20 protein-coding genes are annotated in these 22,173 nt (G+C 64.1%); 13 read left to right on the top strand and 7 right to left on the bottom strand.

Going from position 1 to position 22,173, the window contains the following annotated elements; translation table 11 throughout:
- Window positions 1-184: 184 nt before the first annotated feature.
- Entirely contained in the window at window positions 185-1,342 is a 1,158-nt protein-coding gene (locus ACXAF5_RS08740) for a WD40/YVTN/BNR-like repeat-containing protein (RefSeq protein ID WP_474946303.1), read from the bottom strand.
- Window positions 1,343-1,460: 118 nt separating this feature from the next.
- Here ACXAF5_RS08740 and ACXAF5_RS08735 point away from each other — a divergent pair, with 118 nt between their 5' ends.
- Together ACXAF5_RS08735 and ACXAF5_RS08730 are read left to right on the top strand one after the other, a co-directional pair.
- Window positions 1,461-2,147 carry a M48 family metallopeptidase gene (locus tag ACXAF5_RS08735; protein ID WP_474946302.1) on the top strand — a complete coding sequence of 229 codons (687 nt, stop codon included), beginning with the start codon at window positions 1,461-1,463 and terminating at the stop codon, window positions 2,145-2,147.
- A gap of 90 nt (window positions 2,148-2,237) precedes the next feature.
- Entirely contained in the window at window positions 2,238-3,224 is a 987-nt protein-coding gene (locus ACXAF5_RS08730) for an LLM class flavin-dependent oxidoreductase (protein ID WP_474946301.1), read from the top strand.
- A gap of 92 nt (window positions 3,225-3,316) precedes the next feature.
- Here the strand turns inward: ACXAF5_RS08730 and ACXAF5_RS08725 are convergent, their stop codons facing one another.
- The 5 genes from ACXAF5_RS08725 to ACXAF5_RS08705 all read right to left on the bottom strand — a co-directional run bounded on the left by ACXAF5_RS08725 (window position 3,317) and on the right by ACXAF5_RS08705 (window position 8,698).
- The gene (locus ACXAF5_RS08725) at window positions 3,317-3,859 is read right to left on the bottom strand and encodes an RSP_2648 family PIN domain-containing protein (protein WP_474946300.1); all 543 of its coding nucleotides are present in this window, start codon (window positions 3,857-3,859) and stop codon (window positions 3,317-3,319) included.
- Between the two features lie 10 nt (window positions 3,860-3,869).
- Entirely contained in the window at window positions 3,870-5,087 is a 1,218-nt protein-coding gene (locus ACXAF5_RS08720) for an RSP_2647 family RNA methyltransferase (RefSeq protein WP_474946299.1), read from the bottom strand.
- 114 nt (window positions 5,088-5,201) lie between these two features.
- The gene (locus ACXAF5_RS08715; RefSeq protein WP_474946298.1) at window positions 5,202-5,378 is read right to left on the bottom strand and encodes a hypothetical protein; all 177 of its coding nucleotides are present in this window, start codon (window positions 5,376-5,378) and stop codon (window positions 5,202-5,204) included.
- A gap of 220 nt (window positions 5,379-5,598) precedes the next feature.
- On the bottom strand, window positions 5,599-5,895 hold the full coding sequence (locus ACXAF5_RS08710) for a hypothetical protein (protein ID WP_474946297.1): 297 nt from the start codon (window positions 5,893-5,895) through the stop codon (window positions 5,599-5,601).
- Complete coding sequence (locus ACXAF5_RS08705; protein ID WP_474946296.1) at window positions 5,876-8,698, bottom strand: [protein-PII] uridylyltransferase family protein; 2,823 nt, start codon at window positions 8,696-8,698, stop codon at window positions 5,876-5,878. Before ACXAF5_RS08705 ends, ACXAF5_RS08710 begins: the two co-directional genes overlap by 20 nt.
- A 1,141-nt stretch (window positions 8,699-9,839) precedes the next feature.
- Here ACXAF5_RS08705 and ACXAF5_RS08700 point away from each other — a divergent pair.
- The 11 genes from ACXAF5_RS08700 to ACXAF5_RS08650 all read left to right on the top strand — a co-directional run bounded on the left by ACXAF5_RS08700 (window position 9,840) and on the right by ACXAF5_RS08650 (window position 19,671).
- Window positions 9,840-10,871 carry a UDP-glucuronic acid decarboxylase family protein gene (locus ACXAF5_RS08700; protein WP_474947819.1) on the top strand — a complete coding sequence of 344 codons (1,032 nt, stop codon included), beginning with the start codon at window positions 9,840-9,842 and terminating at the stop codon, window positions 10,869-10,871.
- Window positions 10,868-11,869, top strand: a complete 1,002-nt coding sequence (gene galE / locus ACXAF5_RS08695) for a UDP-glucose 4-epimerase GalE (protein WP_474946295.1) — start codon at window positions 10,868-10,870, stop codon at window positions 11,867-11,869. The genes ACXAF5_RS08700 and galE overlap by 4 nt, the downstream gene beginning before the upstream one ends.
- Complete coding sequence (locus tag ACXAF5_RS08690; RefSeq protein WP_474946294.1) at window positions 11,853-13,742, top strand: glycosyltransferase family 2 protein; 1,890 nt, start codon at window positions 11,853-11,855, stop codon at window positions 13,740-13,742. The genes galE and ACXAF5_RS08690 overlap by 17 nt, the downstream gene beginning before the upstream one ends.
- A gap of 1 nt (window position 13,743) precedes the next feature.
- Window positions 13,744-14,676, top strand: a complete 933-nt coding sequence (locus ACXAF5_RS08685; RefSeq protein WP_239321906.1) for a glycoside hydrolase family 26 protein — start codon at window positions 13,744-13,746, stop codon at window positions 14,674-14,676.
- Between the two features lie 298 nt (window positions 14,677-14,974).
- Entirely contained in the window at window positions 14,975-15,298 is a 324-nt protein-coding gene (locus tag ACXAF5_RS08680; RefSeq protein WP_474946293.1) for a hypothetical protein, read from the top strand.
- Window positions 15,299-15,330: 32 nt separating this feature from the next.
- Window positions 15,331-16,233 (top strand): glycosyl hydrolase, encoded by a 903-nt coding sequence (locus ACXAF5_RS08675; RefSeq protein WP_474946292.1) that lies wholly within the window; start codon window positions 15,331-15,333, stop codon window positions 16,231-16,233.
- A 267-nt stretch (window positions 16,234-16,500) separates the two neighbouring features.
- Complete coding sequence (locus tag ACXAF5_RS08670) at window positions 16,501-17,004, top strand: DUF995 domain-containing protein (protein WP_474946291.1); 504 nt, start codon at window positions 16,501-16,503, stop codon at window positions 17,002-17,004.
- Between the two features lie 240 nt (window positions 17,005-17,244).
- Complete coding sequence (locus ACXAF5_RS08665; RefSeq protein WP_474946290.1) at window positions 17,245-17,706, top strand: DUF2852 domain-containing protein; 462 nt, start codon at window positions 17,245-17,247, stop codon at window positions 17,704-17,706.
- Between the two features lie 69 nt (window positions 17,707-17,775).
- Window positions 17,776-18,207, top strand: a complete 432-nt coding sequence (locus ACXAF5_RS08660; protein WP_239321916.1) for an RDD family protein — start codon at window positions 17,776-17,778, stop codon at window positions 18,205-18,207.
- 239 nt (window positions 18,208-18,446) lie between these two features.
- The gene (locus ACXAF5_RS08655) at window positions 18,447-19,271 is read left to right on the top strand and encodes an arginyltransferase (protein WP_239321918.1); all 825 of its coding nucleotides are present in this window, start codon (window positions 18,447-18,449) and stop codon (window positions 19,269-19,271) included.
- A gap of 4 nt (window positions 19,272-19,275) precedes the next feature.
- On the top strand, window positions 19,276-19,671 hold the full coding sequence (locus ACXAF5_RS08650; protein ID WP_474947818.1) for a VOC family protein: 396 nt from the start codon (window positions 19,276-19,278) through the stop codon (window positions 19,669-19,671).
- Between the two features lie 134 nt (window positions 19,672-19,805).
- Here ACXAF5_RS08650 and ACXAF5_RS08645 read toward each other — a convergent pair whose 3' ends face one another.
- A complete protein-coding gene (locus ACXAF5_RS08645) occupies window positions 19,806-22,160 on the bottom strand; it encodes a TRAP transporter large permease (protein ID WP_474946289.1) in 2,355 nt (784 codons plus the stop codon).
- Between the last annotated feature and the right edge of the window lie 13 nt (window positions 22,161-22,173).

Genomic DNA, 22,173 nt, shown 5'->3' with positions numbered 1-22,173 from the left:
GGTGGTCGGGGAGGCTCCCGCCCCTTTCAACACAGGCAAAGCCTGCATCAAAAGCGTTGGGCCGGGCGGCGGGCAGAGCCTTCCCCCCCCCCCCCCCCCCCCCCCCCCCCCCCCCCCCCCCCCCCCCAGCGCGATTTGCAAAGCAAAGCGCAACACCTCCCTTGTTCCGCTGGCTGCGCTCGGTTCAGCGGCGGTCCAGCACCTCAACCGACAGGATCGTGGGCAGGTGGCGTGCAATCTCCTGCCATTGGTCGCCTTCGTTGAAGCTGGCAAAGACCGATCCGGAATTGGTGCCAAAATAGACCCCGGCCGGGTCACGCCGATCCCCTGCCATGGCCTGACGCAGCACGGTGAAGAAACACCCCTCCTGCGGCAGCCCGTCCCGACACGCCTGCCAGCTCTCGCCCCCATCGCGCGAGCGCCACACCGCTGCTGCCGCGTCCGGTGGAAAGCGCCCGGCGCTATCCCCGTTCAGGGGCAGCGTCCAGATCGTGTCCGGGTCGCGGGGATGCACGTGGATGGGAAACCCAAAGGTCGAAGGCAGCCCCGCGTTGATGTCGTCCCAACTGCGGCCACCATCGCGCGACTTCCAGACCCCATGGTGGTTTTGCTGATAGATCAGCTCATTATCTCCCGGAGCGCGCACCATGTTATGAACGCAATGCCCGGTTTCGCCATCGCGCGGCGCTGCGGGGTGGTCGTGATGTGCGCAGCCTTCCGCATTGGACATCCGGTTGCGCCGCTCCCATGTCTCACCGCCATCCTCGCTCGCAAAAACACCGGCTGCCGAAATCCCGCACCATAGATGCGACGGGCGCGCCCGGTCGGTCAGGATCGTGTGCAGCACCAGCCCCGCCGCGCCCGGGGTCCAGCTGCCTGCCGAGGGATGATTGCTCAACCCGTCAACACGCGTCCAGTTCTCGCCGCCATCGCGGCTTTGCAACAAGGATGCTGGTTTGGTGCCCGCATAAAGCACCCCCGCCCCGATCCCGATGGACCAGATCTGCTGGAAGTCACTGCCAAAGGGCAGCTCGACGGGCTCATAGCCAATCATTGCCGCAAAATCGGGATCATTCTCGGCCCAATCATCGGTGGTGCCTCGGGTGAGGCGCGTGACCTGCCAGTTTTCGCCCTGATCCGCTGATCGCCAGATCCCGGCCCCATTCCACTCGCTGCCACCGCCAGCCCAGATCGTCCCGCTCTCGGCATCGCCGACCACATGGTTGATCGGCCACCCCTCACAAAAGGGGCCCCGCACGTGCCAGCCTGTCCGATCCATGCCCCCGTCGATCAGAAACGCGCCCTTGGTCGTGCCCACCAGTACCGTGACCGTGCCATCCATGCTTCCCCCTCCCGTGTCGCCAGAACTGTGCCCTAGGGTAACATGGCGCAGGCATGCAGCCCCTTTAAAATTACGCGAACCGCTTGCCGCAGAGCCGAAACCCGCCCATATCAGGTCCATGCTGAGACTGACTCCCATCCTTTTGGCGGTGATCTACGGGCTGGTGATGTACCGCCTGTCCGTTTGGCGCACCCACCGCGAACTTGATGCCCGCTCGACCGAGCTGGCCGATCCGCATCTCAAACGCATGACCGACCGGCTTGCCGCCGCGCTGGAGTTGCCGCGCATCCCGGTCTACATCTACGAGATCGATCCGGTGAACGGTCTCGCCGCCCCCGATGGGCGCATCTTCATCACCCGTGGATTTTATCGCAAGTTCCAGAACGGCGAGGTCACCGACGCGGAGCTGACAAGCGTTATCGCGCATGAGCTGGGCCATGTGGCATTGGGCCATGCCAAGAAACGGATGATCGATTTTTCTGGCCAGAATGCGCTGCGCACGGTGCTGATGATGGTGATCGGGCGCTACATTCCCTTTATCGGCCCGTGGATCGCGGGTGTTCTTACCAGCCTTCTGGCGGCGCGCCTGTCGCGCGGCGATGAATACGAGGCCGACGAATATGCGGCCGCCCTTCTGACCAAGGCCGGGATCGGCGTGGAGCCGCAAAAGAGCCTGTTTCGCAAGCTGGAAGAGCTCACCAACTCCCGCGCGGGCATGGCCCCTGCTTGGCTCATGAGCCACCCCAAGACCGAAGAGCGCATTGCCGCCCTGGAGCAGCTGGAACACAAATGGGGCGACGCCTGACCCGCCGGTCCGGCCCTCTTATTCTCCTCGCCCCCTTGCACCCGCCCGCTGCGATCCTTACCTAAACCTTCCCGCAAGGAGAAGGTTTTCATGCGCTATTCCGTCCTCGACCTCGCCCCGGTGCCAGAAGGGTCCACCACCGCTCAGGCGCTTGCCAATAGTGCCGATCTGGCGCAACACGCAGAGCGTTGGGGCTACCACCGCTACTGGCTGGCGGAGCATCACAACATGCCCGGTATCGCCAGCGCCGCAACGGCGGTGATGATCGGCCATATCGCACAGGCAACCTCCACCATGCGCATCGGCGCGGGGGGCATCATGCTGCCCAATCACGCGCCTTATATGGTGGCAGAGGCCTTTGGCACATTGGCCGAGATCCATGGCCCAAGGATCGACCTTGGTCTGGGGCGCGCACCGGGAACCGATATGGCGGCGATGCGCGCGATGCGACGCGGGTTGCAGGACTCCGGGGATAGGTTTCCGCAGGACGTGCAGGAATTGATCTCCTACTTCGGGCCACAGCGTGAGGGCAGCACTCTGCGCGCCATCCCCGGCGAGAACACGCAGGTGCCGGTCTGGATGCTGGGGTCGAGCCTTTACGGCGCGCAACTTGCGGCGACATTGGGGCTGCCCTATGCGTTTGCCTCGCATTTTGCGCCGCAAGCATTGGAGCAGGCCTTTGATGTTTATCGCCGCCAGTTCCGCCCCTCGCCGACCCTCGCAGAACCCCACGCGATGCTGGCGATCAACGTCTTTGCCGCCGAGAGCGATGCCGAGGGCGAGCGGCTGCGCACCACCATGCAGCAGGCTTTTGCCCGCCTGCGTCTGGGCATGCCCGGCAAGCTACCAGCGCCCGTGGACAATATCGCCGACGCCTTGACGCCGGAGATCCTGGCGGGGGTCAATCAAGCACTGACCATATCGGCGACGGGATCAAAGGAGACGGTGCGCGGAGACCTGTCGCGTTTGATCGAGACCTATCAGCCGGATGAGGTGATCCTGACCGGGCAGATCCATGATCACGACGCACGGCTGCGCTCCTTCGAGATCGCGGCAGAGATTTTGGGCAATAGCTGACAAAGGACAGCCCCCGAGCCTGGGTGGGGGTAAAGCCCCCTCCCATGGGGAGGGTCGGGGGCTGTCCGACCTCTCGGTCGGACGTGGCCTTGTTATTCACCCAAAGCCTTGGCAACACGTGGCAAGCGCGCCTTTTTCAACAGCGCCCGCATCTGCCAGACCTCGCCGGACAGCCGGTTCGCCTCTGCCAGAACCGCCTGCCCCACGGCTTCGATACCTTGGGGATCTTTCAGCCAGAAGTCATAGAGCAGCTCATCCGGCGCGATACGCGTCAGCCCCTCCTCCGCCAGCATCTGGCGGGGAAAGTCCTTTGCGTTGACGGTCACAATCCCATCCGCATGGCCCGCAATCGCAGCGGCAAGAACGTGAATGTCATTCTCATCCGGCAACCACAGACGCGCCTCAAGGCCCGAATTGGCCGCGACCGCCGCCTTCGGCCAGCCCGCGTTCAGCAGCGCGATCTCGGCCTTGGCCTGCGCCGCACCGGTGGGACCAAGTTTGACCGCTGCGCGTTCCCACTCGCCCAAAATACGCGCCGACCAGAGCGGCACAAAATGCCCCGCCCGCGCTGCCCCCAACAGCATTTCGCGCATCACCGTCGGGTAGAGCACACAGGTGTCCAGCAGCAGCTTCACAGGCAAACCCTCAATCGAGACGGAAGAACACGGCCTTCAGGTAGCCGCTCTCGGCCAGTTGCGGCATCTGCGGATGATCCGCGCCCGCATAGCCCGTGTGGAGCAGCTGTCCACGCCGCCCGCCCTTGCCGATCCCACGTGCCGAGGCATTGCGGAACCGGGTCAGGTCCGCCGCATGAGAGCAGGAACACAGACCCAGATATCCGCCGGGCTTGACCAAGGGGGCCGCCAGCTTCGCCACCCGCTCATAGGCGCGCAACCCCGCCTCAAGCGCTTGTTTTGAGGGTGCAAATGCGGGTGGATCACAGACCACCACATCGAATTGCGCGCCCTCCGCGCCAAGTGCCGCCAGCACGTCGAAGGCATCGCCTTGACGGGCTTCAAACCTGTCGCCGTGGCCGGAGGCCGCGGCGCCCGCTGTCGCAAGATCAAGCGCGGCAGCAGAACCGTCGACGCAGGTCGCATGGCCCGCGCCCGCCGCCAGCATCGCCAGACCAAAGCCCCCCACGTGGGAGAACACATCCAGCACCCGTGCGCCCGGCGCCACCAGACGCGCGGCGAAGGCGTGGTTGTCACGCTGGTCATAAAACAGGCCGGTCTTCTGCCCGCCGGTCAGATCCGCCATATAGGTGGCGCCATTCATCACCACCGGCACCGGTGCCTCGGGGGCCGTGCCTTTCAGCACCGCATTCTGATCGTCCAGCCCCTCAAGCCCACGGGTGCGCCCGGAGGCGTTTTTCAGGATCACCGTGCAGCCAGTGACCTCGCCCAGCGCCTGCGCCAAAGCCTCCAGATGGGCCTCTGCCCAAGCCGCATTGGGTTGCATCACGCATGTGTCGCCAAAACGGTCGATCACCACGCCGGGCAACCCATCGGCTTCGGCGTGCACCAGACGATAGAACGGCGCATCGTAAAGCTGGGCGCGCAACTCCTGCGCCCGCGACAGGCGCGCGGCACACCACGCCACATCAATCTGCGCGTCTGGCTTGCGGTCCAACATCCGGGCGATGATCTTGCTTTCGGGGTTCACGGCCACCAGCCCAAGGCTGCGGCCCGCCTCATCCTCCAGCACCGCGAGGCTGCCGGGTGCGAGTTTCCTGGTGCGCCGGTCGGTCACCAACTCGTTGGCATAGACCCAGGGAAAGCCGTGGCGGATGGCGCGGGCATTGGATTTGGGTTTCATCTTCACGCGCGGGCGCGGCGGCAGGGTCAGGTCAGCATCTGTCATGCCCCCACATAGCGCGAGTTCCCGCCTGCCCCAAGATAGAAAACGCATCACCGCCCCAAGGGCTGGCGCGCCGCCCGGGAGGCCGGTCAGTCAACCGTCAGGCGCAGCCTCTGCTCACCAGCCACCAGCCGTCGCCCAATGTGCGCCGTTGTCCGAAGGCATCGGGGCGATCGCCGGGGCAATGCTGCCCAGCGGCGCCAGAGTCGCATTGCGCGACGGCACATCCACCGTCCCGCATGCGGCAAGCGATCCGCCCAACGCGAGGACTGCCAGAAAACGCATGAAACCCATGGAACCCTCCTTCGTGCCGCCGTTGCGCGCACTCTCTCTGTCTGCTTGGCAGGGTTTTGTCGTGCAAAGAGGGCAGGAATTCGACAGAACCGGAGCATTTTAAGGGGTTGTTAACCACAATCCAGCGCGCGGCCGCCCAGGCTAGCAACGAGGCCGGCGCTCAGGTCAGCGACGGGGCCGCCTGTCACCAGCCTCGCCGAGTTCCCGGCCAGTGTCCGGATCAGGACGCCGGATCCCGTGGCCGGGAGCGCCAGCCGCCGCGCCGTTTGGGACGCTGCTGCCCCCCGGCCAGCCCGTCGCGCAGGACCACGGTCATCGGATGATCGGGATGGGCCGCGCCGTAATGGTCGAGCAACATAGAGAGCGCCGCCTCGGTGTCGGTGTCCACCGGCATCGACAGCGCCCAGTCGAAAAAGATGCTGCGGCACTGGCTGGGGTCGATGCCCTCGATGCGATAGGATTCGCGGATCAGCCCCTTCGGGTCCAGTCCCTGAAGCTCAGAGGTCTGTGTCGTCATCCGTCTTGGTCTCCGTTTCTTCTGCCGCGAACTGGCGCACGCCCGCGTCGATCCGCACGGCCGCGCTTGCATAGGCGTCCTCAAGGGCCTGCTGCAGCAGCCCGATGGTATCATAACCGGTGCTGCGCAGCAGGAAGGCCGAGCCCCCCTCACCACGCACCGCACCATCAGATCCCTTGCCTGCAATCAGCCGCGCCGCGCTTTGTACCGCCCAGCATAGCCGATAGGCAGCGCCCAGCGCCTGCGCATCCGCGTCATCCAGCCACCCGCTGGCGACCCCTGCGGTCAGCCCGTCCTGCACCGCGCGCTTGGGCTGCCCGGCCAAAAGTGTTCCGGCCTGTGCCACCAATTCGATATCAAGCATCCGGCCCGGGCCGGTCTTGGCGTCCCACGGCCCGTCAGGCGATTTTGCGGCCGCAAGCCTGCGGCGCATCTCGGCCACCTCGCGCAGGACATCGGTGCGATCCCGGGGACGGGCGAGGAAATCGCAGCGGAATTTTTCCAGATCCCGCGCAAGCGTCTCTTCTCCGGCCACCACACGCGCCCGCGTCAGCGCCAGATGCTCCCAGACCCAGGCGTCGTTTTCCTGATACTGGGTGAAGCTCTGCCAACTGGTGGCCACCGGCCCCTGATTGCCGGAGGGGCGCAGGCGCATGTCGACCTCGTAGAGACGCCCCTCCGCCATGGGGGCGGTCAGGGCGGTCACCATCGCCTGCGTCAGCCGCGCATAGTAAGGCCGCACCGCCAGCGGGCGCTTGCCATCGGAACTCTCCTCCTCCAGCGGATCGTAGATCATGATCAGATCCAGATCGGAGGTCGCCGTCAGCCGCCCTGCCCCCAGCGACCCCATCCCGAGGATCACGCAGCCGCGCCCCGGCATCGGCCCGTGTTTGGCGGCAAATTGCGCGGCGACCTTGGGCAGCAGGCCAATGATCACCGCATCGGCAAGGTCGGCATATTGCTGACCGGCGGTATCGGCATCGATCAGACCGCGCAGGTGATGCACTCCGGTGCGAAAGTGCCATTCGCGGTGCCAGCGTCGGGTCAGATCGAGCTGGCGTTCATAGTCGCTCTCACTGTCCAAGGCGTCCTTGAGTTCTGCAATCAGTGCGTCACGTCCGGGCCAGTCGGCAAAAAAGCCGCCATCGAGCACCGCGTCGAACACCGATGCATTGCGTGACAGGTAATTGGCAAGCGCCGGCGAGGTGCCAACAATATCGACCAGCAGATCAATCAGTTGCGGGTTGGCCTCAAAGAGGGAGAACAGCTGCACCCCGGCGGGCATCCCGGCCAGAAACCCATCCAGCGCCAGCAGCGCCTCACCCGGATTGGCGGTGCGCGACAGGCGGCTCAGCAGTTCCGGTTTCAGACGTTCAAAGATCCGCGCACCGCGATCAGAGCGCAGCGCCGGATAGCTGGGCCAGCGCGCAATCACCGATTGGTCGAGATCCTCCGGCAGCGGCTCTGCCGGTTTGGCGCTGGTGCCAGGGGCAAAGAAATCCTCGGTCAGGCGATGCACCTCTTCCAGCCGCTCGCGCAGATCCGCAATAAAGGCCTCCGGCTCCACGTCCATCAGGCAGGCCACGCGCGACAGCCCTTCCTCGGAGGTGGGCATGCGGTGGGTCTGGGCATCATGGACCATCTGGATGCGATGCTCGATCTCGCGGTGGTCGCGGTAGTGACGCGCCAGCGTGTCGGACACCTCCGCCGAGATCCAGCCCGCGTCGGACAGCGCCTGCAACCCTTCGATCGTACCACGCACCCGGAGCGACGGATCGCGCCCCCCCGCAATGAGCTGGCGCGTCTGGGTGAAGAACTCAATCTCGCGAATGCCGCCGCGCCCGAGCTTCATATCGTGCCCCAGAACCGTGATCGGGCCACCGGTGCCTTTGTTCTCGCGGATGCGCAGGCGCATGTTGTGGGCGTCTTCAATGGCGGCAAAATCCAGATGCCGCCGCCACACGAAAGGCGTCAGCGTCTTGAGGAATTTTTCTCCTGCCGCAATATCCCCCGCACAGCTGCGCGCCTTGATGTAGGCGGCGCGCTCCCAGGTGCGGCCAAGGCTCTCGTAATACTGTTCCGCGGCTGCCATCGCCAGCGCCACCGGCGTCACCGACGGGTCCGGGCGCAGCCTGAGATCGGTACGAAAGACATAGCCCTCGGCGGTGCGATCGTTCAGCGTCGCGCTCATATTGCGTGTGGCGCGCACCATGGCCTGACGGGCCTCAAGGAAATCATCCCGTTCAAACCGGGTTTCATCAAAGAGGCAGATGAGGTCGATGTCGGAGCTGTAGTTCAGCTCATACGCCCCCATCTTGCCCATGGCAAAGACACTCATCCCGCCTGCGGTGGCGATGTCGTCCTCGCTCATCCCCGGCAGCTTGCGCCGTTTGATCAGCAGCGCGATTTCCGCCTTCAGCGCCACATCCACCGCCAACTCGCCAAACCAGGTGAGCGTGCCGGTGACCTCTTCGAGCGGCCAATGGCCCGAAAGATCGCACAACGCACAAAGCAGCGCGATCCGGCGTTTGCCCGCGCGCAGCACAGATTTCACCTGATCCGGGGCAGAGGCGCGGCAGGTTTGAAACACCGCGTCGCGCGCGCCTTCGGGATCGGACAGGGCCGCCTCGATCCAGTCGCGCTCGGATTGGATCAGCGTCTTCAGGTAGGGGCTGCTGCCAGCGGCCCCCACGAGCACGGCCCTGGCATCGGGTGCCAGATGCGCAAGACCGGCAACCGCCTCGGTCCCGATCTCCGGGTCCAGCGGGCGGGGACAGCGATGTATCGTCAGCGAGGTCGTCATGGCGAGAGACTGTGGCGCCCAGCCGGGAGGGTCAATCCCAATCTCGCGCCAGAGCCCGGATCACTCCGGTGACAGATTTGACTTTCCCAAAGGCGCTGGTCGAGCACGGTGGCCGGAAAAGACACCAGAGGTTTTAAAAACGACAAAATGTCGCATAAAAGGAGGTATTCCTTACCAAATTCCGGCGCACTGCCCACTTCCACGAATGCAGAAACTGCGATATTATGGTAACGTGGTCACGTTCCTGTTTCGGGGACCGAGTGATTCAGGTAAACAGTACAAATGTCCAGGCACAGTCTTTGTCTGGATTGCCGGGCGACAGTCCGGATTTAGCGTAAAGGTTAACACGTGGTTTTGGGAGCGTGACCGCACCCTTTGCCTTCATTCACGAGACAGCGTCGCGCGTCCCGAGGTCGCATGGCTCAGCCCTTGCTGTTTGCGCTGCGTTTTCTGCCTGTTTTTCGACATATATCCTGTAATTTTGACCCAGGTGACACGCCCCACCGCCGGTGCCCCACGCGCAGCGATGGGTGAAGTCCCGTCGCATCGGCGCGCCTGACCTTGCTCCTGATCTGTTAAGACTCGGCCGCGTGACCGGCCCCCTCCCTGTCATCAGATGCATCGCCCCCTGCGCCGGAACCGGCAGGTGGACAGGCAACCTCGCGCCATCTGGCTGGGAGGCGACCGGACCGGCCGACGACGCAGCGCGCCCTGCCCTCCGACCCGAGCGACGACCGAATCCGTAAAACCAGCCCCGAATCCGCCGGGGATGCGGCGCAGACTGATTCTGTCGGAAAGCGCATGCGTCTCGTGTTTTTCGGAAGTCCAACACCGTCACCGACAACCGGGGGCTGCAAGATCCGCGTCCTGCCTACATCAAGAATTGAAAATTGTGAATATAATTCAATGCAAGCTTGACTAAACTTTGAGCAGCTTACGATGATTATACGTAGGAGAAGCTTTTCTAACCCAAATTTGTACCAGTCGCGTAAAGAGTGGGCGGATAAAGAGTAAGAAGGGGCCGTGAGCCCCCAACATGCGGCCATTTGCAAAGGTTATTTGCAGCCGAGACATTTGGCCATTTCGAGTAGTGCATGACGAATTCCTGCCCTTGTGCAGAGGAGCACTCGTTGTGAACTATATAAGTGACGCCAGTGAGGGGTATCACCCGTTTGCACCTGACGCGTCCCAGCCAAAACGACAAACATCGGTTCTGATTACCGGCGGCGCGGGGTTTCTCGGGTCATGGCTGTGCCATCGCTACATCGAGAAGGGCTATCGGGTCTATTGCCTGGACAACCTGTCGACGGGGCGCATGGCCAATGTGGCGGATTTGATCCCGCATGCCCGCTTTCACTTCATCAAACATGATGTGGTGCGGCCGGTCAGCCTGCCGGGTCCGGTCTCGCTGATCTACAACATGGCCTGCCCGGCCTCGCCGCCGCGCTATCAGGCCGATCCGATCCAGACCATGCGCACCAGCGTCAGCGGTGCCATCAACTTGCTGGAACTGGCCCTGACCCATGGGGCGCGCATCCTCCAGGCCTCCACCTCGGAGGTCTATGGCGACCCGGCCATCAGCCCGCAGCAAGAGAGCTATCACGGCAACGTCAATACCATCGGGCCGCGCTCCTGCTACGACGAGGGCAAACGGGCGGCGGAGACCCTGTTCCACGACTACCACCTGTGCCGTGGGGTCGACATCCGCATTGCGCGGATCTTCAACACCTATGGGCCGGGCATGGACCCCGACGACGGGCGCGTGGTGTCGAACTTCATCACCCAGGCCCTGCGCGGGACGCCGATCACCATCTACGGCACCGGCGCGCAGACCCGGTCGTTCTGCTACCGGGACGATCTGGTGGAGGGGCTGATTGCCCTGATGCACTGCCCCCGGGGTCTGAGCGCGCCGGTGAACATCGGCAACCCGGAGGAATTCACCATCGCGGCGCTGGCCGAAAAGGTGCTGGCGCTGACCGGTGCGCGCTCGCGGATCAGCTATATGCCGTTGCCGCAGGATGACCCCTGCCAGCGCTGCCCCGACATCAGCACCGCACGCGCGCAGCTGAACTGGCAACCCCGGGTCTCGCTGGCGGAGGGGCTGAAGGAAACCCTGACCTATTTCCGCACCACCGCTCCGCTCGACGGGCGCAAGAGCCAGGTGGCGATATGAGTGACACGCCCGCAATCCTGGTCACCGGCGGCGCCGGGTTCATCGGTAGCCACGCCTGCAAGGCGCTGGCCGCGGCCGGGTATCTGCCGGTGGCGCTGGACAATCTGCGCACCGGTCACCGCAGGGCGGTGAAATGGGGGCCGTTGGAAGTGGCCGATATCCGCGACCGCCGCGCCCTGCGCGACGTGCTGCGCCGGTATCGGGTGCGACTGGTGATGCATTTCGCCGCCGCCGCCTATGTCGGCGAGTCGATGCAGAAGCCCGGCTTCTACTATGACAACAACGTCTGCGGCACCGTGGCGCTGCTGGCAGCGATGCAGGATTGCGGCGTCGGCCAGATCGTCTTTTCCTCCAGCTGCGCCACCTACGGCATTCCCACCCGGCAACCGATCCGCGAAGACCAGCCGCAGGCGCCGATCAACCCCTATGGGCGCAGCAAGCTGATCTGCGAGCAGATCATCCGCGACACCGCCGCGGCCACCGGGCTGCGATTTGCGATGCTGCGCTACTTCAACGCCTGCGGCGCCGATCCCGAGGGCGAGCTGCACGAGCGCCATGACCCGGAAACACATCTGATCCCGCTGGCGCTGATGGCGGCGGCGGGCACCGGTCCGGGCCTCAAGGTCTTTGGCACCGACTACGACACGCCCGACGGGACCTGCGTGCGCGACTACATCCATGTCAGCGATCTGGCCGACGCCCATGTCGCTGCGACGCGGTGGCTGCTGGAGGGGCGCCAGGATCTGACGGTGAACCTGGGCACCGGCCACGGGCATTCGATCCTCGACATCCTGAGCGTGATCGAGCGTCTCAGTGGGCGCAAGCCGCGCTGGCAAGCCGCGCCGCGTCGTGCCGGTGATCCGCCGGTGCTGGTGGCCGATCCCGGCCTGGCCCGCGCCCGGCTTGGGTTTGTCGCGCAGCGCTCCACCTTGCCCACGATCCTGCGCGATGCGGCAGCCAGCTTTGGACTGGAGGTGCGTGATGACATCCCGGCCTGACAGCATCGCCCCCCTCGCCCCCTCTGGCCCGCGCCTGCCGGGGGCCGCGCAGTCGGGGCAACCGGAGCGCAGCCTGACATCGCTGTGGTCGCCGCGCCAGCGGTGGCGCAACCGGGTGATGATCCTGCTCTGGGCGATGGGGCTGGTGTTCTTTTGGAGCTGGTGGCTGCGCCCGGAGCATGCCGCCAGCGGGCCGCAATACTGGCTGGCCACCCTGGCGCTGGCATGGCTGAGCTTCCTGCAATGTTTCTTTATCGCGGTGTTCCCGCGCGCCAGCAAGCCGACCGGTCCCGTGCCGGATGCGGATCGCACCCGGGTGGCCATGGTGGTGACCAAGACCCCGTCGGAGCCGCTGTCGGTGCTGAAGCCCACCTTGATGGCGATGCTGCATCAGACCTATCCGCATGACACCTGGCTGGCGGATGAGGCCCCGGATGCCGAAACCATCGCCTGGTGCGAGGCCAATGGGGTGCGGATCTCCAGCCGGCAGAACCGCCCCGACTATCATCGCAAGACCTGGCCGCGCCGCACCCGCTGCAAAGAGGGCAACCTAGCCTATTTCTACGACACCTATGGCTATGCCCGCTATGATTTCGTCTCTCAGCTGGACGCCGATCACGTACCGCGCCCCAGCTATCTGGCGGAGATCCTGCGCGGCTTTGCCGACCCGACTGTGGGCTATGTGAGCGCCCCGAGCATCTGCGCCAAGAACGCACATCAAAGCTGGGCCGCACGCACGCGTCTTTATACCGAGGCGAGCTTTCACGGGATTTTCCAGTCCGGCTATGCGGCGATCCTGGCGCCGATGTGCATCGGCTCGCATTACGCGGTGCGCACCCGGGCGCTGCGGGACATCGGCGGGCTGGGACCGGAGCTGGCGGAGGACCACTCCACCACGCTGCTGATGAACGCGGGCGGCTGGCGCGGGGTACATGCGCTTGACGCGATCGCGGTGGGGGATGGCCCGGCCAATATTGCCGATCTCTGCACCCAGGAGTTCCAGTGGTCGCGCAGTCTGGTGACGCTGCTGTTGCAATACACGCCGCGCTATCTTGCGCAGTTGCCGCTGCGGCTGAAGCTGCAATTCCTGTTCTGCCAGCTGCTCTATCCGCTGATTGCCGGCTTCATGACCCTGTTCTACCTGATGCCGATCGTGGCGATCCTCTTTGACATCCGCTACGCCGAAGTCACCTTTCCCGCCTTTATCGGTCATCTGGCGCCGCAGGCGCTGGTGCTGACACTGCTGGTCTATCTGCTGAAGGGCGACGGCTATCTGCGCCCCGCCGATGGCAAGGTGATCGCCTGGGAGAAAGCCCTGTTCCTAGTGCTGCAATGGCCCTGGGTGCTGTGCGGCTGCGTGATGGCGCTGCGCGACACGCTGAGCGGCGGATTTGTCGATTTCCGCATCACCCCAAAGGGCGAGGCCGCGCAGTCCAGCCTGCCCTGGCGCATCGTGCTGACCTATGCGGCGCTGGCGCTCGGCTGTCTGGTGCCGGTGCTGCTGGTGGACGATGTGGCGCAGGCGCAGGGCTTCTACCTTTTGTCGGCGATCAATGGTATGATCTACACGGTGATCACCGGCGTCATGGTGTTTCACCACTACCGCGGTGCCAGCGCCCGGTCAGAGCCCTTTGACCTGCGCGATGCGGCCAAGACCCTGTTGCCCTACGGGCTCGCCGGGGTGCTGATGGCCGCCGTATCCGCCCGCGGACTTGAAAGCACCCATGCGCTGAGCACCGGGCTGGAGCCCCTGTCGCTGATCCGCGTGCAATATGCCGTCGCAGGTGCCGGGCTTGGCGCGCCCGGCGATCCCATCCTGATCTTTGATCCCCATTGGCGGGATCGCAGCCACACATTGACCCCGGAGGAGTGACATGACCCAGCCAAAGCAAAGCCCGATGCATCGCGGCGTTCTCGGCGCTGTCGTCGGCGGCGCGGCGCTGGCCGTGCTGCCGCTGGTGGCAGCCGCAGCCCCGCCCGGCGACCTGCCGTTCGGCGCCTATGATCCAACCGGCGGATTTTCCGATGACCCGGACGTGCAGATCGAACATCTGTTCCTGCCCTGGGAGGACATCTTCCTGCCGTCGCTGCTGGAGGCGGACGCCTATGCACAGGAACGCGGCCGGTCGGTTCTTGTCACCATCGAGCCCTGGACCTGGAGCCGCAGCGAGCGCAACACCGCCACGGCGCTGATCGAGGGGATCTTCGACGGCAGCTATGACAGCAACCTGCGCGCCATCTGCGGCACATTGGCGGATTTCGACTCTCCGGTCACCATCCGCTGGGCGCAGGAAATGGATGATACCTCGGGCCAGTTCATCTGGGCGCAATGGCGGCCCGAGACCTATATCGCCGCCTATCAGCGCGTCGTCGACATCTGCCGGGAGACCTCGGATCGATTTGACTTCATGTGGTCGCCCCTTGGGTTCGAGACGCTGGCCGAGTTCTACCCCGGGGATGATTACGTCGATGTCATCGGCCTGTCGGTCTTTGGGCTGCAAGCCTGGGAGCAGGAAATCCTCGGCGCGGAGCAGAGCTTTCACGACATCTTCAAGCCCCGCTACGAGCGTGCGCTGCAATTCGACCTGCCGATCGTGGTTGCCGAACTCGGCTATGTGGGCGATGCGGACTATGTGACGGATTGGAACGAGACCGTGCGCCAGGATCTGGAGGACTATCCGGAACTCCAGGCCGTGGTCTATTTCAACCAAAAAGAGGTCTACCCCTGGCCCGATGGCTATGGCCTGCCGGACTGGCGGTTCCCGCAAAACACCCTGGGCGAGGTGCAGGCCGCGCTGGGAGAGTGACGCCTCACCCCGAACATCGGCAGGTTTCCGCACATGGACCTGCCCCAACACCCCATGAGGACCCGCCCCCGGCGGGTCTTCGTGTTTCAGGCACTTAGCCAAGGCCCCAACGCGGACCGGCACCGGAATGCAGACAGGGGTGGCGCCTTCCCGCTCCTGTTCATCTGGGTTAACGCGATATTAGCCTGCTGCGGCGACAATGGTTTTGTCGGCCCTTTTCCAGTTTGCTAATCTGCGCCCAGGGTTCGACCCCGAAGGCAGCATAACGCCCGGAACCGGGCATAAAGAGGCAGTGAACATGGCAAGACTCGCATTTGCGTGCGTGACCTCACGCGCATTCTTCTTTTCCACATCCGCCCGGCATCTGGTCCGCAAGGGCATCGCTCCGGCGCTGCTCGCGTTCGGCGCTGCGATCCTCGCCCCCACCGGGGCGCAGGCAAACTCCGCCAAGGGCGAGGCCGCGCCACAGCAGATCCGTGTGGCCACGGCAAATCTGAACCTGTTGAGCAGCCCGCCGCGCAAACCGACAAAAACCACCCGCCCCGTGCGCCAGGTCGGCAGCGGCAGCTACATCTGCTCTGCCGCCGGGTTCGGGCAGCGCTCCCGCTGCTACGCCAACTGATCCGGCGTCGGCCGCTACGCGCGAAACAGGATATGCGGTACGCCCCCCGGCTCTCTCTGCGCCAATCCGCTGTTGTGGCGCGCTGCCTGTACATGTCTGGCCTGCTGCTGATTGCGCTGGTCATGATGGCGGCCAGCCCCAGCGCGTCACGGGCGCAACAGGCCGGGATCGGCGCCTGGGAGAATTCCGATTACGGCATGATGTCGTGGATCGAGCGGCAGCCGGGCTTGCAATGGTATTACAACTGGCGGGCGGATCCGCTCTGGACGCCCGCGCCCGTTCCGCGATCCGTGGAATTCGTGCCGATGATCCACAGCGCAAAGAACGTCGGTGACCCCATTCGCAGCCAGCCCCGGCCCCGCGCCCTGCTGGGGTTCAATGAACCGGACGGCGGCAGCGGTGCGCATCAGGCGAAACTGAGCGTCAAACGCGCGCTCCGTCTCTGGCCCCGGCTCGAAGCGCACGGCCTGCGTCTGGGCAGCCCCGCCACCACCCAGGGCCAGACCCTGGGCGCGGGCAGCTGGCAGCAGCGGTTCATGCAACAGGTGGAGGCCCGCGGGCTGCGCGTCGATTTCATGGCGGTGCATTACTATTCCACCGATGGCGACGTGCGGGCGTTCCGCGACTGGCTGATCGCGGTGCATCGCACCTATGGCCGCCCGATCTGGGTAACCGAATTTGCCCATATCGACTGGCGCCAACCCGCCCGTGCCAGCTATCGCCAGAATGCCCGCTTTGCCCGCGAGGCCAGCCGGATGATGGACGGGCTTGCCTTTGTCGAACGCTACGCCTGGTTCGCCGCCAACCCCTACCCCTGGAACGGACGGGTTCCCGAAATCAATCTGGTCAGCGACACCTTGCAGCCCACCCCGGTGGGGGCGGCCTATCTGAAGGCGATCCGCAGCCGCGGACCGCGCCTCTCCGCCCTGCAATAGGGGCAATGCCCCGCCGCAGGCGGGCCTGCACCGCCCTCCCCTCCTTGTTTGTTTTCAAACTGTTATTGTTGATTTCACATTGGTTTTGTGCCACGCTCAAAACAAGATCTCCCAAATCTCCAGCGGCATGACGTTCTCGGGTTTCATGTCACTGGCGGGCGCGAAACGGAGCAGGTTTCGCGGCACATGCGTCGTATTTCACGCGCCATGTGACGAGAGGAGCGTTGTCTATTGTTTTCCATACAGGCGCTGTTTGGAGGATGGTTGATGAGTATCCCGAATGCCGTTTTGAGTGCCTCTTTGCTGGTGGTGGGGAGCCTTGCGCTCTCTGCCACCGACACCCGTGCCGAGATGCCGGACCCGGACAACTCGGCGCCGCTTGCACCGGACTATGTCTATCGCATGTTTGCCGGGAAATCCGCCGACTGGGGCGGCGGATCCGGGGCCTACTGGGCGCCGGACGGTCGTTTTGTGGCGGTCAACCAGGCGGAAGGCAGCATTGGCGCCGGGCGCTGGTATGCCACCAACCGCGGCCGCATGTGCTACGAGGCCGATTGGGCCTGGCGTCAGGATTTCGGCGTCGAACGCAGCCGCGTCAAGACCTGCACCCGGTTCCGCGTTGATCGCAAGGGCACCATGTGGTCCACCACCGGCGGTCTGAACGGGCCGTGGTTTCCCTATTCCACCGCGCCGCTGTCACCCGGAGACCAGGTGAGCAGCACCTATAGTGCCCTCGCCGCAGAAATGGGACTGGTGGCCTCGACCGAGTGATCCGCGCGCAGCCCGCGTGAGGACACCCGAGCATCCTGCTGGAAAATATAGATAAAATGAAACACGCATGCGATTGACTCAGGCGACGCTAGGCACTCTGTCCGGCTGCGCGCGCGCAAATTCAAAGTAAATGTGAAAAACATTTACATACACCCTTGAAGGCGTCCCCCCGACTGCACATATCGGTGATGTAAATGATGTTTACATACGCAACATCACCCCAGCACCGTGGAGAGACAGATGACGAGTTACACGACCAACCTGCCGCCGACCCCGCATCAGGGGTGGCTGGCCAAAAGCGAAGCCTGGCTGGATTCCAAGGGCAAGGGCGCCTGGATCGCCGCGATGGTTCTTGGTTTCATCTTCTTCTGGCCTGTTGGCCTCGCCCTTCTTGCCTATATGATCTGGAGCAAACGCATGTTCAAATCCTCTTGCCGCAAACGGTCCCATCATATGCATCGCGGCTTTCACGCGATGAAATCCAGTGGTAACAGCGCGTTTGACGCCTACAAGGCCGACACGCTGGCCCGTCTGGAGCAGGAACAGAGCGATTTCGAAGCCTTCCTCGCCCGGCTGCGCGCCGCCAAGGACAAGGCCGAGTTCGACCAGTTCATGGATGAGCGCGCCCGCCATGCCGGCGACGAGTCCGAGGATGAGGCCACAGACGACGACGAAGCCACGCGCCCGGCCAGCCAGGCCTGATCGACACCATCGCCCTGCCCCGCCACCGGGGCCGGGCCCTTTCCCTCTGAGATCTTGCAGGAGCCCCGTATGACCGCCCTCCCCGATCCTGACATCCAGGCCGAGTTCTACTCTGGCGTCGCGCCCAAGCGCCTGTTTGCCTTCCTGATCGATTCCGTTCTGATCTTTGCCATGGCCGCCGTGATCGTGCCCTTTACCGCCTTTGTCGGCCTGCTGGTCTGGCCGGCGCTCTATCTGACGGTGGGGTTTGTCTACCGGGTGGCGACGCTGGCCAATGGCTCGGCGACCTTGGGTATGCGGTTCTGCGGCATCGAGTTGCGCGAATACTCCGGCGCGCGCCTCGATGGCGGCAGCGCGCTCTTGCATACCGTGGGCTATACGGTCTCGATGGCGGTGCCGGTGCTGCAGATCATTTCCATCCTGCTGATGCTGACAACCGCCCGGGGCCAGGGGCTCAGCGATCACATGCTGGGAACCGTGATGCTGAAGCGGCGCGCCTAGGATCACGCTCCGTCATGGCAGGTCTGCGCCGCAGACCCGCCCCTGCCTCCCCCGCCGCCCGCGCGCGTGTGGGGGCCATTCGCGTTAATCCATTTTTCACATCGCCACTTGTCTGGAACGAGGCTGTTGTTATCATCGCATAAATACCCGAGGTGCTATCAGCCCCCCGGACCGGTCCAACCCATTTCAATCACGACAGTCTCACGCCAAAACAGACCAGAAAGCCCACGACCTCCCGCATGCGCCACACCCTTCCGATCGCCCCCCAGTTCTATGTGACGGCTCCGCAGCCCTGCCCCTATCTGGAGGGTCGGATGGAGCGCAAGCTGTTCACCGCACTGCAAGGCGACGGGGTGGAGCAGCTGAACAACTCGCTCAGCCAGCAGGGGTTTCGGCGTTCGCAGAATGTGCTGTATCGCCCCTCCTGTTCCGACTGTTCCGCCTGCATGTCCGCGCGCATCAATGTCGAGGCCTTTCGCGCCACCCGCAGCCAGCGCAAGACCCTGAACCGCAGCCGCCACCTGGAACGGCGCGCCACCTCGCCCTGGGCCACCGAAGATCAATACGCGCTGTTCCGTCAGTATCTGGACCAGCGCCACGCGGATGGCGGCATGGCGGATATGGATGTGTTCGAATATGCCGCCATGGTCGAGGAAACCCCGGTGCGGACTCGTGTGGTCGAATACACCGATCCGGACACCAATGCCCTGATCGCGGTGGCGCTCACCGATGTGCTCGATGACGGGCTCAGCATGGTCTATTCCTTCTACACGCCCGACCTGCCGCAGAATTCGCTCGGCACCTTCATGGTGCTCGACCATATCGAGATCGCGCGCGAGGCGGGGCTGCCCTATATCTACCTCGGCTACTGGGTGCCCGGCAGCCAGAAGATGGGCTACAAGGCCAATTTCTCGGGGCTGGAGGTCTATTTCGGCGGCGAATGGGTGCCACTGAAGGACCCCGAAACATTCGCCGCACAGGAGCACCCGCTGTGCACGGCGCCGATTGCCGAACAGGTGGCCAATATCCAGCTGCCGCAAGGCAAACACCCCTCCAAGAGGTAATCCCCTGCAATATCTCCTCGCTGTCTCCCTCGTCGTACCGGACTATGACGCGGCCATCGCCTTTTACTGTGGCACGCTTGGCTGGCAGTTGATGGAGGATGTGGATCAGGGCCATAAACGCTGGGTGCGCATCCAGCCCCCCGGCACCACAGCCGATCACAGGCAAGGCAGCCTGATCCTGGCCCGCGCCGACGGGGATCAGCAACAGGCCGCCATCGGCAACCAGTTTGGCGGCCGCGTCGGCCTGTTCCTCGCCACGGACAATTTTGCCCGCGACCATGCCGCCATGCAACGCGCAGGCGTGCGCTTCGAAGAAACGCCTCGGCATGAGCCCTACGGCACCGTTGCGGTCTGGCGGGATCCATTCGGCAACCGCTGGGACCTGATCCAGTTCACCTGACCCCGAACCGCGCCGCCGCCCGAAGATCCGCAACATTGGCGGCCGGCCGCGAGGGGCACCGCCCCGAGCCTGGCTCAGAACAGCAAAAGGCCCCGCCGCAGCGGGGCCTTTTTCCGTTTGGTTGGAATGTCCGATCAGTTCGGGATCAGCGCCGGCACCAGGGTCACGATCGACGGGAAGAACCACAGGATCGACAGCCCCACCACCTGGATCAGCACGAAGGGCAGCACCCCGCGATAGATATGCCCGGTGGTGACCTCCTTGGGCGCCACCCCACGCAGGTAGAACAGCGCAAAGCCGAAGGGCGGCGTCAGGAAGGAGGTCTGCAGGTTCACCGCCACCATGATCGTCACCCATTTGGGGTCGAACGAGCCGCCATAGATCACCGGCCCGACAATGGGGATCACGATGTAGATGATCTCCAGGAAGTCGAGCACAAAGCCGAGGATGAACAGAACGATCATCACGATCAGGAACACCGTCAGCTCATTGTCAAAGCTCTTCAGGAACTGCTGGATGTAGTGTTCGCCGCCAAAGGAGATCACCACGAGGTTCAACAGCTGCGAGCCAATCAGGATGGTGAACACCATCGAGGTGACCTTGGCCGTTTCGCGCACGATCGGCGTCATCACCCCGCCCCGGAACAGCACCCAGATCCCGTAGAGCAGACCAAAGAGCGCAAACAGGTAGCAGGCATAGGCAAAGAAGAACGCCGCATAGCTTTCTGCCGGAACCACGTCCTGATTGATGCGCAGATCGAAATTCACGCCGGTCAGGATCGCGAGGATCACCGCGAAGGTGGCCCAGATGATGATATTGCCGGATTGGCCCTCGTCCTTCAGACGACGATAGGCCGCCAGCATGATCGCCCCACCGGCCCCTAGCGCCGCAGCCGGCGTCGGGTTGGTGATCCCGCCCAGGATCGAGCCCAGCACCGCGACGATCAGAACCAGCGGCGGGAACACCACCCGGATCAGGTCATTGCGGGCACAGCGCGCCGCCGCTTCCTTGCAGCCATAAAGCGCAAGCAATGTCGGCAACAGCATCCACGCCACCGTGGCCGACGCCGAGGTGGTCGGCGAAATCGCCAGCACATCCACAAGCGCCAGCAGCAAGAGGCCAATGGCGCCAAGGATCAGCGGCTTAGCATCGCGCGAGGGGGCAACCCCACGGCCCACCGCCAGCGTCAGACCCAGAAGCACGATCATCGTCGCAATGCCGGAGCCAATGGGGGCTGCATTGCCGATCTTCTGCTCCAGCGCGGTGGTCAGTTCTTCTTCCGAGAGCTTATGCGCTTCTTCCACGCCGCCGGCGGCGTCGATTTCGGCTTGTTCGGCCACGGCCGCATCCCAGGCCGCCTGACCATGCAGGTCGATCATCGCCGCCTGACACTCCGGACCCACATTGGTGCGCAGGCTTGCGGTCTGCCCCGCGTCGGAGAAGGCCGAGACGGTGATGTTCTGGCTGCCGACGATATTCATGCTGCTCAGGAGCACGGTGCCGACAATCAGGGCTGCCGGAACGCCGAGGAACCAGGTGAGGCTTTCTCCCCGGGTGATCGGCTCCTCATTGGCCGCACCCATCTGCACCGCAGGTGCCTTGTGCGGATTAAGGAGCGCATAACCAAAGGCATAAAGCGCATAAAGAAGCGCCAGCATGATGCCCGGCAGCAAAGCCGCCTGGAACAGCGTGCCCACCGACACCACCGCAGGCTCACCGAGATAGGTCAGCGCGTCCGTACAGCCCGCCTCCTGCGCGCGGTTTTCCTGCGCGGTGGAATAGAGATCACCGGCCAGCGTGCCCAGAAGCACGATCACGATGGAGGGCGGAATGATCTGCCCCAGGGTGCCCGAAGCCGCGATCACACCCGTCGCCAGTTCCGGCGAGTAGTTGTTGCGCAGCATCGTCGGCAACGCCAGGAGGCCCATGGTCACAACGGTCGCGCCCACGATCCCGGTGGAGGCGGCAAGAAACGCGCCCACAACCACGATGGACACCGCCAGACCGCCCGGTAGCGGGCCAAAGACGCGCGCCATGGTGGTCAGCAGATCGTTTGCGATCTTGGATCGTTCCAGCGTGATGCCCATCAGGACGAACATCAACACCGCCAGCAGCGTTTCAATGGACGCGCCTGCCAGCACCCGCTCGTTGATCCGGTTCACGATGAAGGAGACGTTGCGGTCCATCGCAACTTCCCAGCCCTGCGGGAACACGGGTTCGCCGATCCGTGGCAACTCCGGGTATCGGAACACGGAGATCACATCCGGCTTCACGCCGGAATTGACAATATCGCGGTAGGCCTGACTGGAGGTGTCAATGGCCTGGTGGATCAGCAGTCCGGCACTGTCCAGTGCGGCGATGATCCCGAAGGAGATGACCCCGGCGCCACCGATGGCAAAGGCCACCGGAAAGCCCGAGAGAATGCCCCCGAAGAGGCAGAGAAAGACGATGATCAGGCCGATTTCGACGCCATCAAGTCCGAATAGCATGGGTGCTGTCCCT

The organism is Epibacterium sp. ABV4_022 (assembly GCF_056159345.1).
The sequence above is the reverse complement of the archived record's forward strand: the minus strand, read 5'-3'. Positions and strand labels throughout refer to the sequence as shown.

Bases quoted from the DNA above. Each gene is read 5' to 3' on its own strand.
- ACXAF5_RS08740 (WP_474946303.1), bottom strand. From the start codon at position 1,342: ATGGATGGCACGGTCACGGTACTGGTGGGCACGACCAAGGGCGCGTTT.
- ACXAF5_RS08735 (WP_474946302.1), top strand. From the start codon at position 1,461: ATGCTGAGACTGACTCCCATCCTTTTGGCGGTGATCTACGGGCTGGTG.
- ACXAF5_RS08730 (WP_474946301.1), top strand. From the start codon at position 2,238: ATGCGCTATTCCGTCCTCGACCTCGCCCCGGTGCCAGAAGGGTCCACC.
- ACXAF5_RS08720 (WP_474946299.1), bottom strand. From the start codon at position 5,087: ATGACAGATGCTGACCTGACCCTGCCGCCGCGCCCGCGCGTGAAGATG.
- ACXAF5_RS08715 (WP_474946298.1), bottom strand. From the start codon at position 5,378: ATGGGTTTCATGCGTTTTCTGGCAGTCCTCGCGTTGGGCGGATCGCTT.
- ACXAF5_RS08710 (WP_474946297.1), bottom strand. From the start codon at position 5,895: ATGACGACACAGACCTCTGAGCTTCAGGGACTGGACCCGAAGGGGCTG.
- ACXAF5_RS08705 (WP_474946296.1), bottom strand. From the start codon at position 8,698: ATGACGACCTCGCTGACGATACATCGCTGTCCCCGCCCGCTGGACCCG.
- galE (WP_474946295.1), top strand. From the start codon at position 10,868: ATGAGTGACACGCCCGCAATCCTGGTCACCGGCGGCGCCGGGTTCATC.
- ACXAF5_RS08690 (WP_474946294.1), top strand. From the start codon at position 11,853: ATGACATCCCGGCCTGACAGCATCGCCCCCCTCGCCCCCTCTGGCCCG.
- ACXAF5_RS08685 (WP_239321906.1), top strand. From the start codon at position 13,744: ATGACCCAGCCAAAGCAAAGCCCGATGCATCGCGGCGTTCTCGGCGCT.
- ACXAF5_RS08680 (WP_474946293.1), top strand. From the start codon at position 14,975: ATGGCAAGACTCGCATTTGCGTGCGTGACCTCACGCGCATTCTTCTTT.
- ACXAF5_RS08675 (WP_474946292.1), top strand. From the start codon at position 15,331: ATGCGGTACGCCCCCCGGCTCTCTCTGCGCCAATCCGCTGTTGTGGCG.
- ACXAF5_RS08670 (WP_474946291.1), top strand. From the start codon at position 16,501: ATGAGTATCCCGAATGCCGTTTTGAGTGCCTCTTTGCTGGTGGTGGGG.
- ACXAF5_RS08665 (WP_474946290.1), top strand. From the start codon at position 17,245: ATGACGAGTTACACGACCAACCTGCCGCCGACCCCGCATCAGGGGTGG.
- ACXAF5_RS08660 (WP_239321916.1), top strand. From the start codon at position 17,776: ATGACCGCCCTCCCCGATCCTGACATCCAGGCCGAGTTCTACTCTGGC.
- ACXAF5_RS08655 (WP_239321918.1), top strand. From the start codon at position 18,447: ATGCGCCACACCCTTCCGATCGCCCCCCAGTTCTATGTGACGGCTCCG.
- ACXAF5_RS08645 (WP_474946289.1), bottom strand. From the start codon at position 22,160: ATGCTATTCGGACTTGATGGCGTCGAAATCGGCCTGATCATCGTCTTT.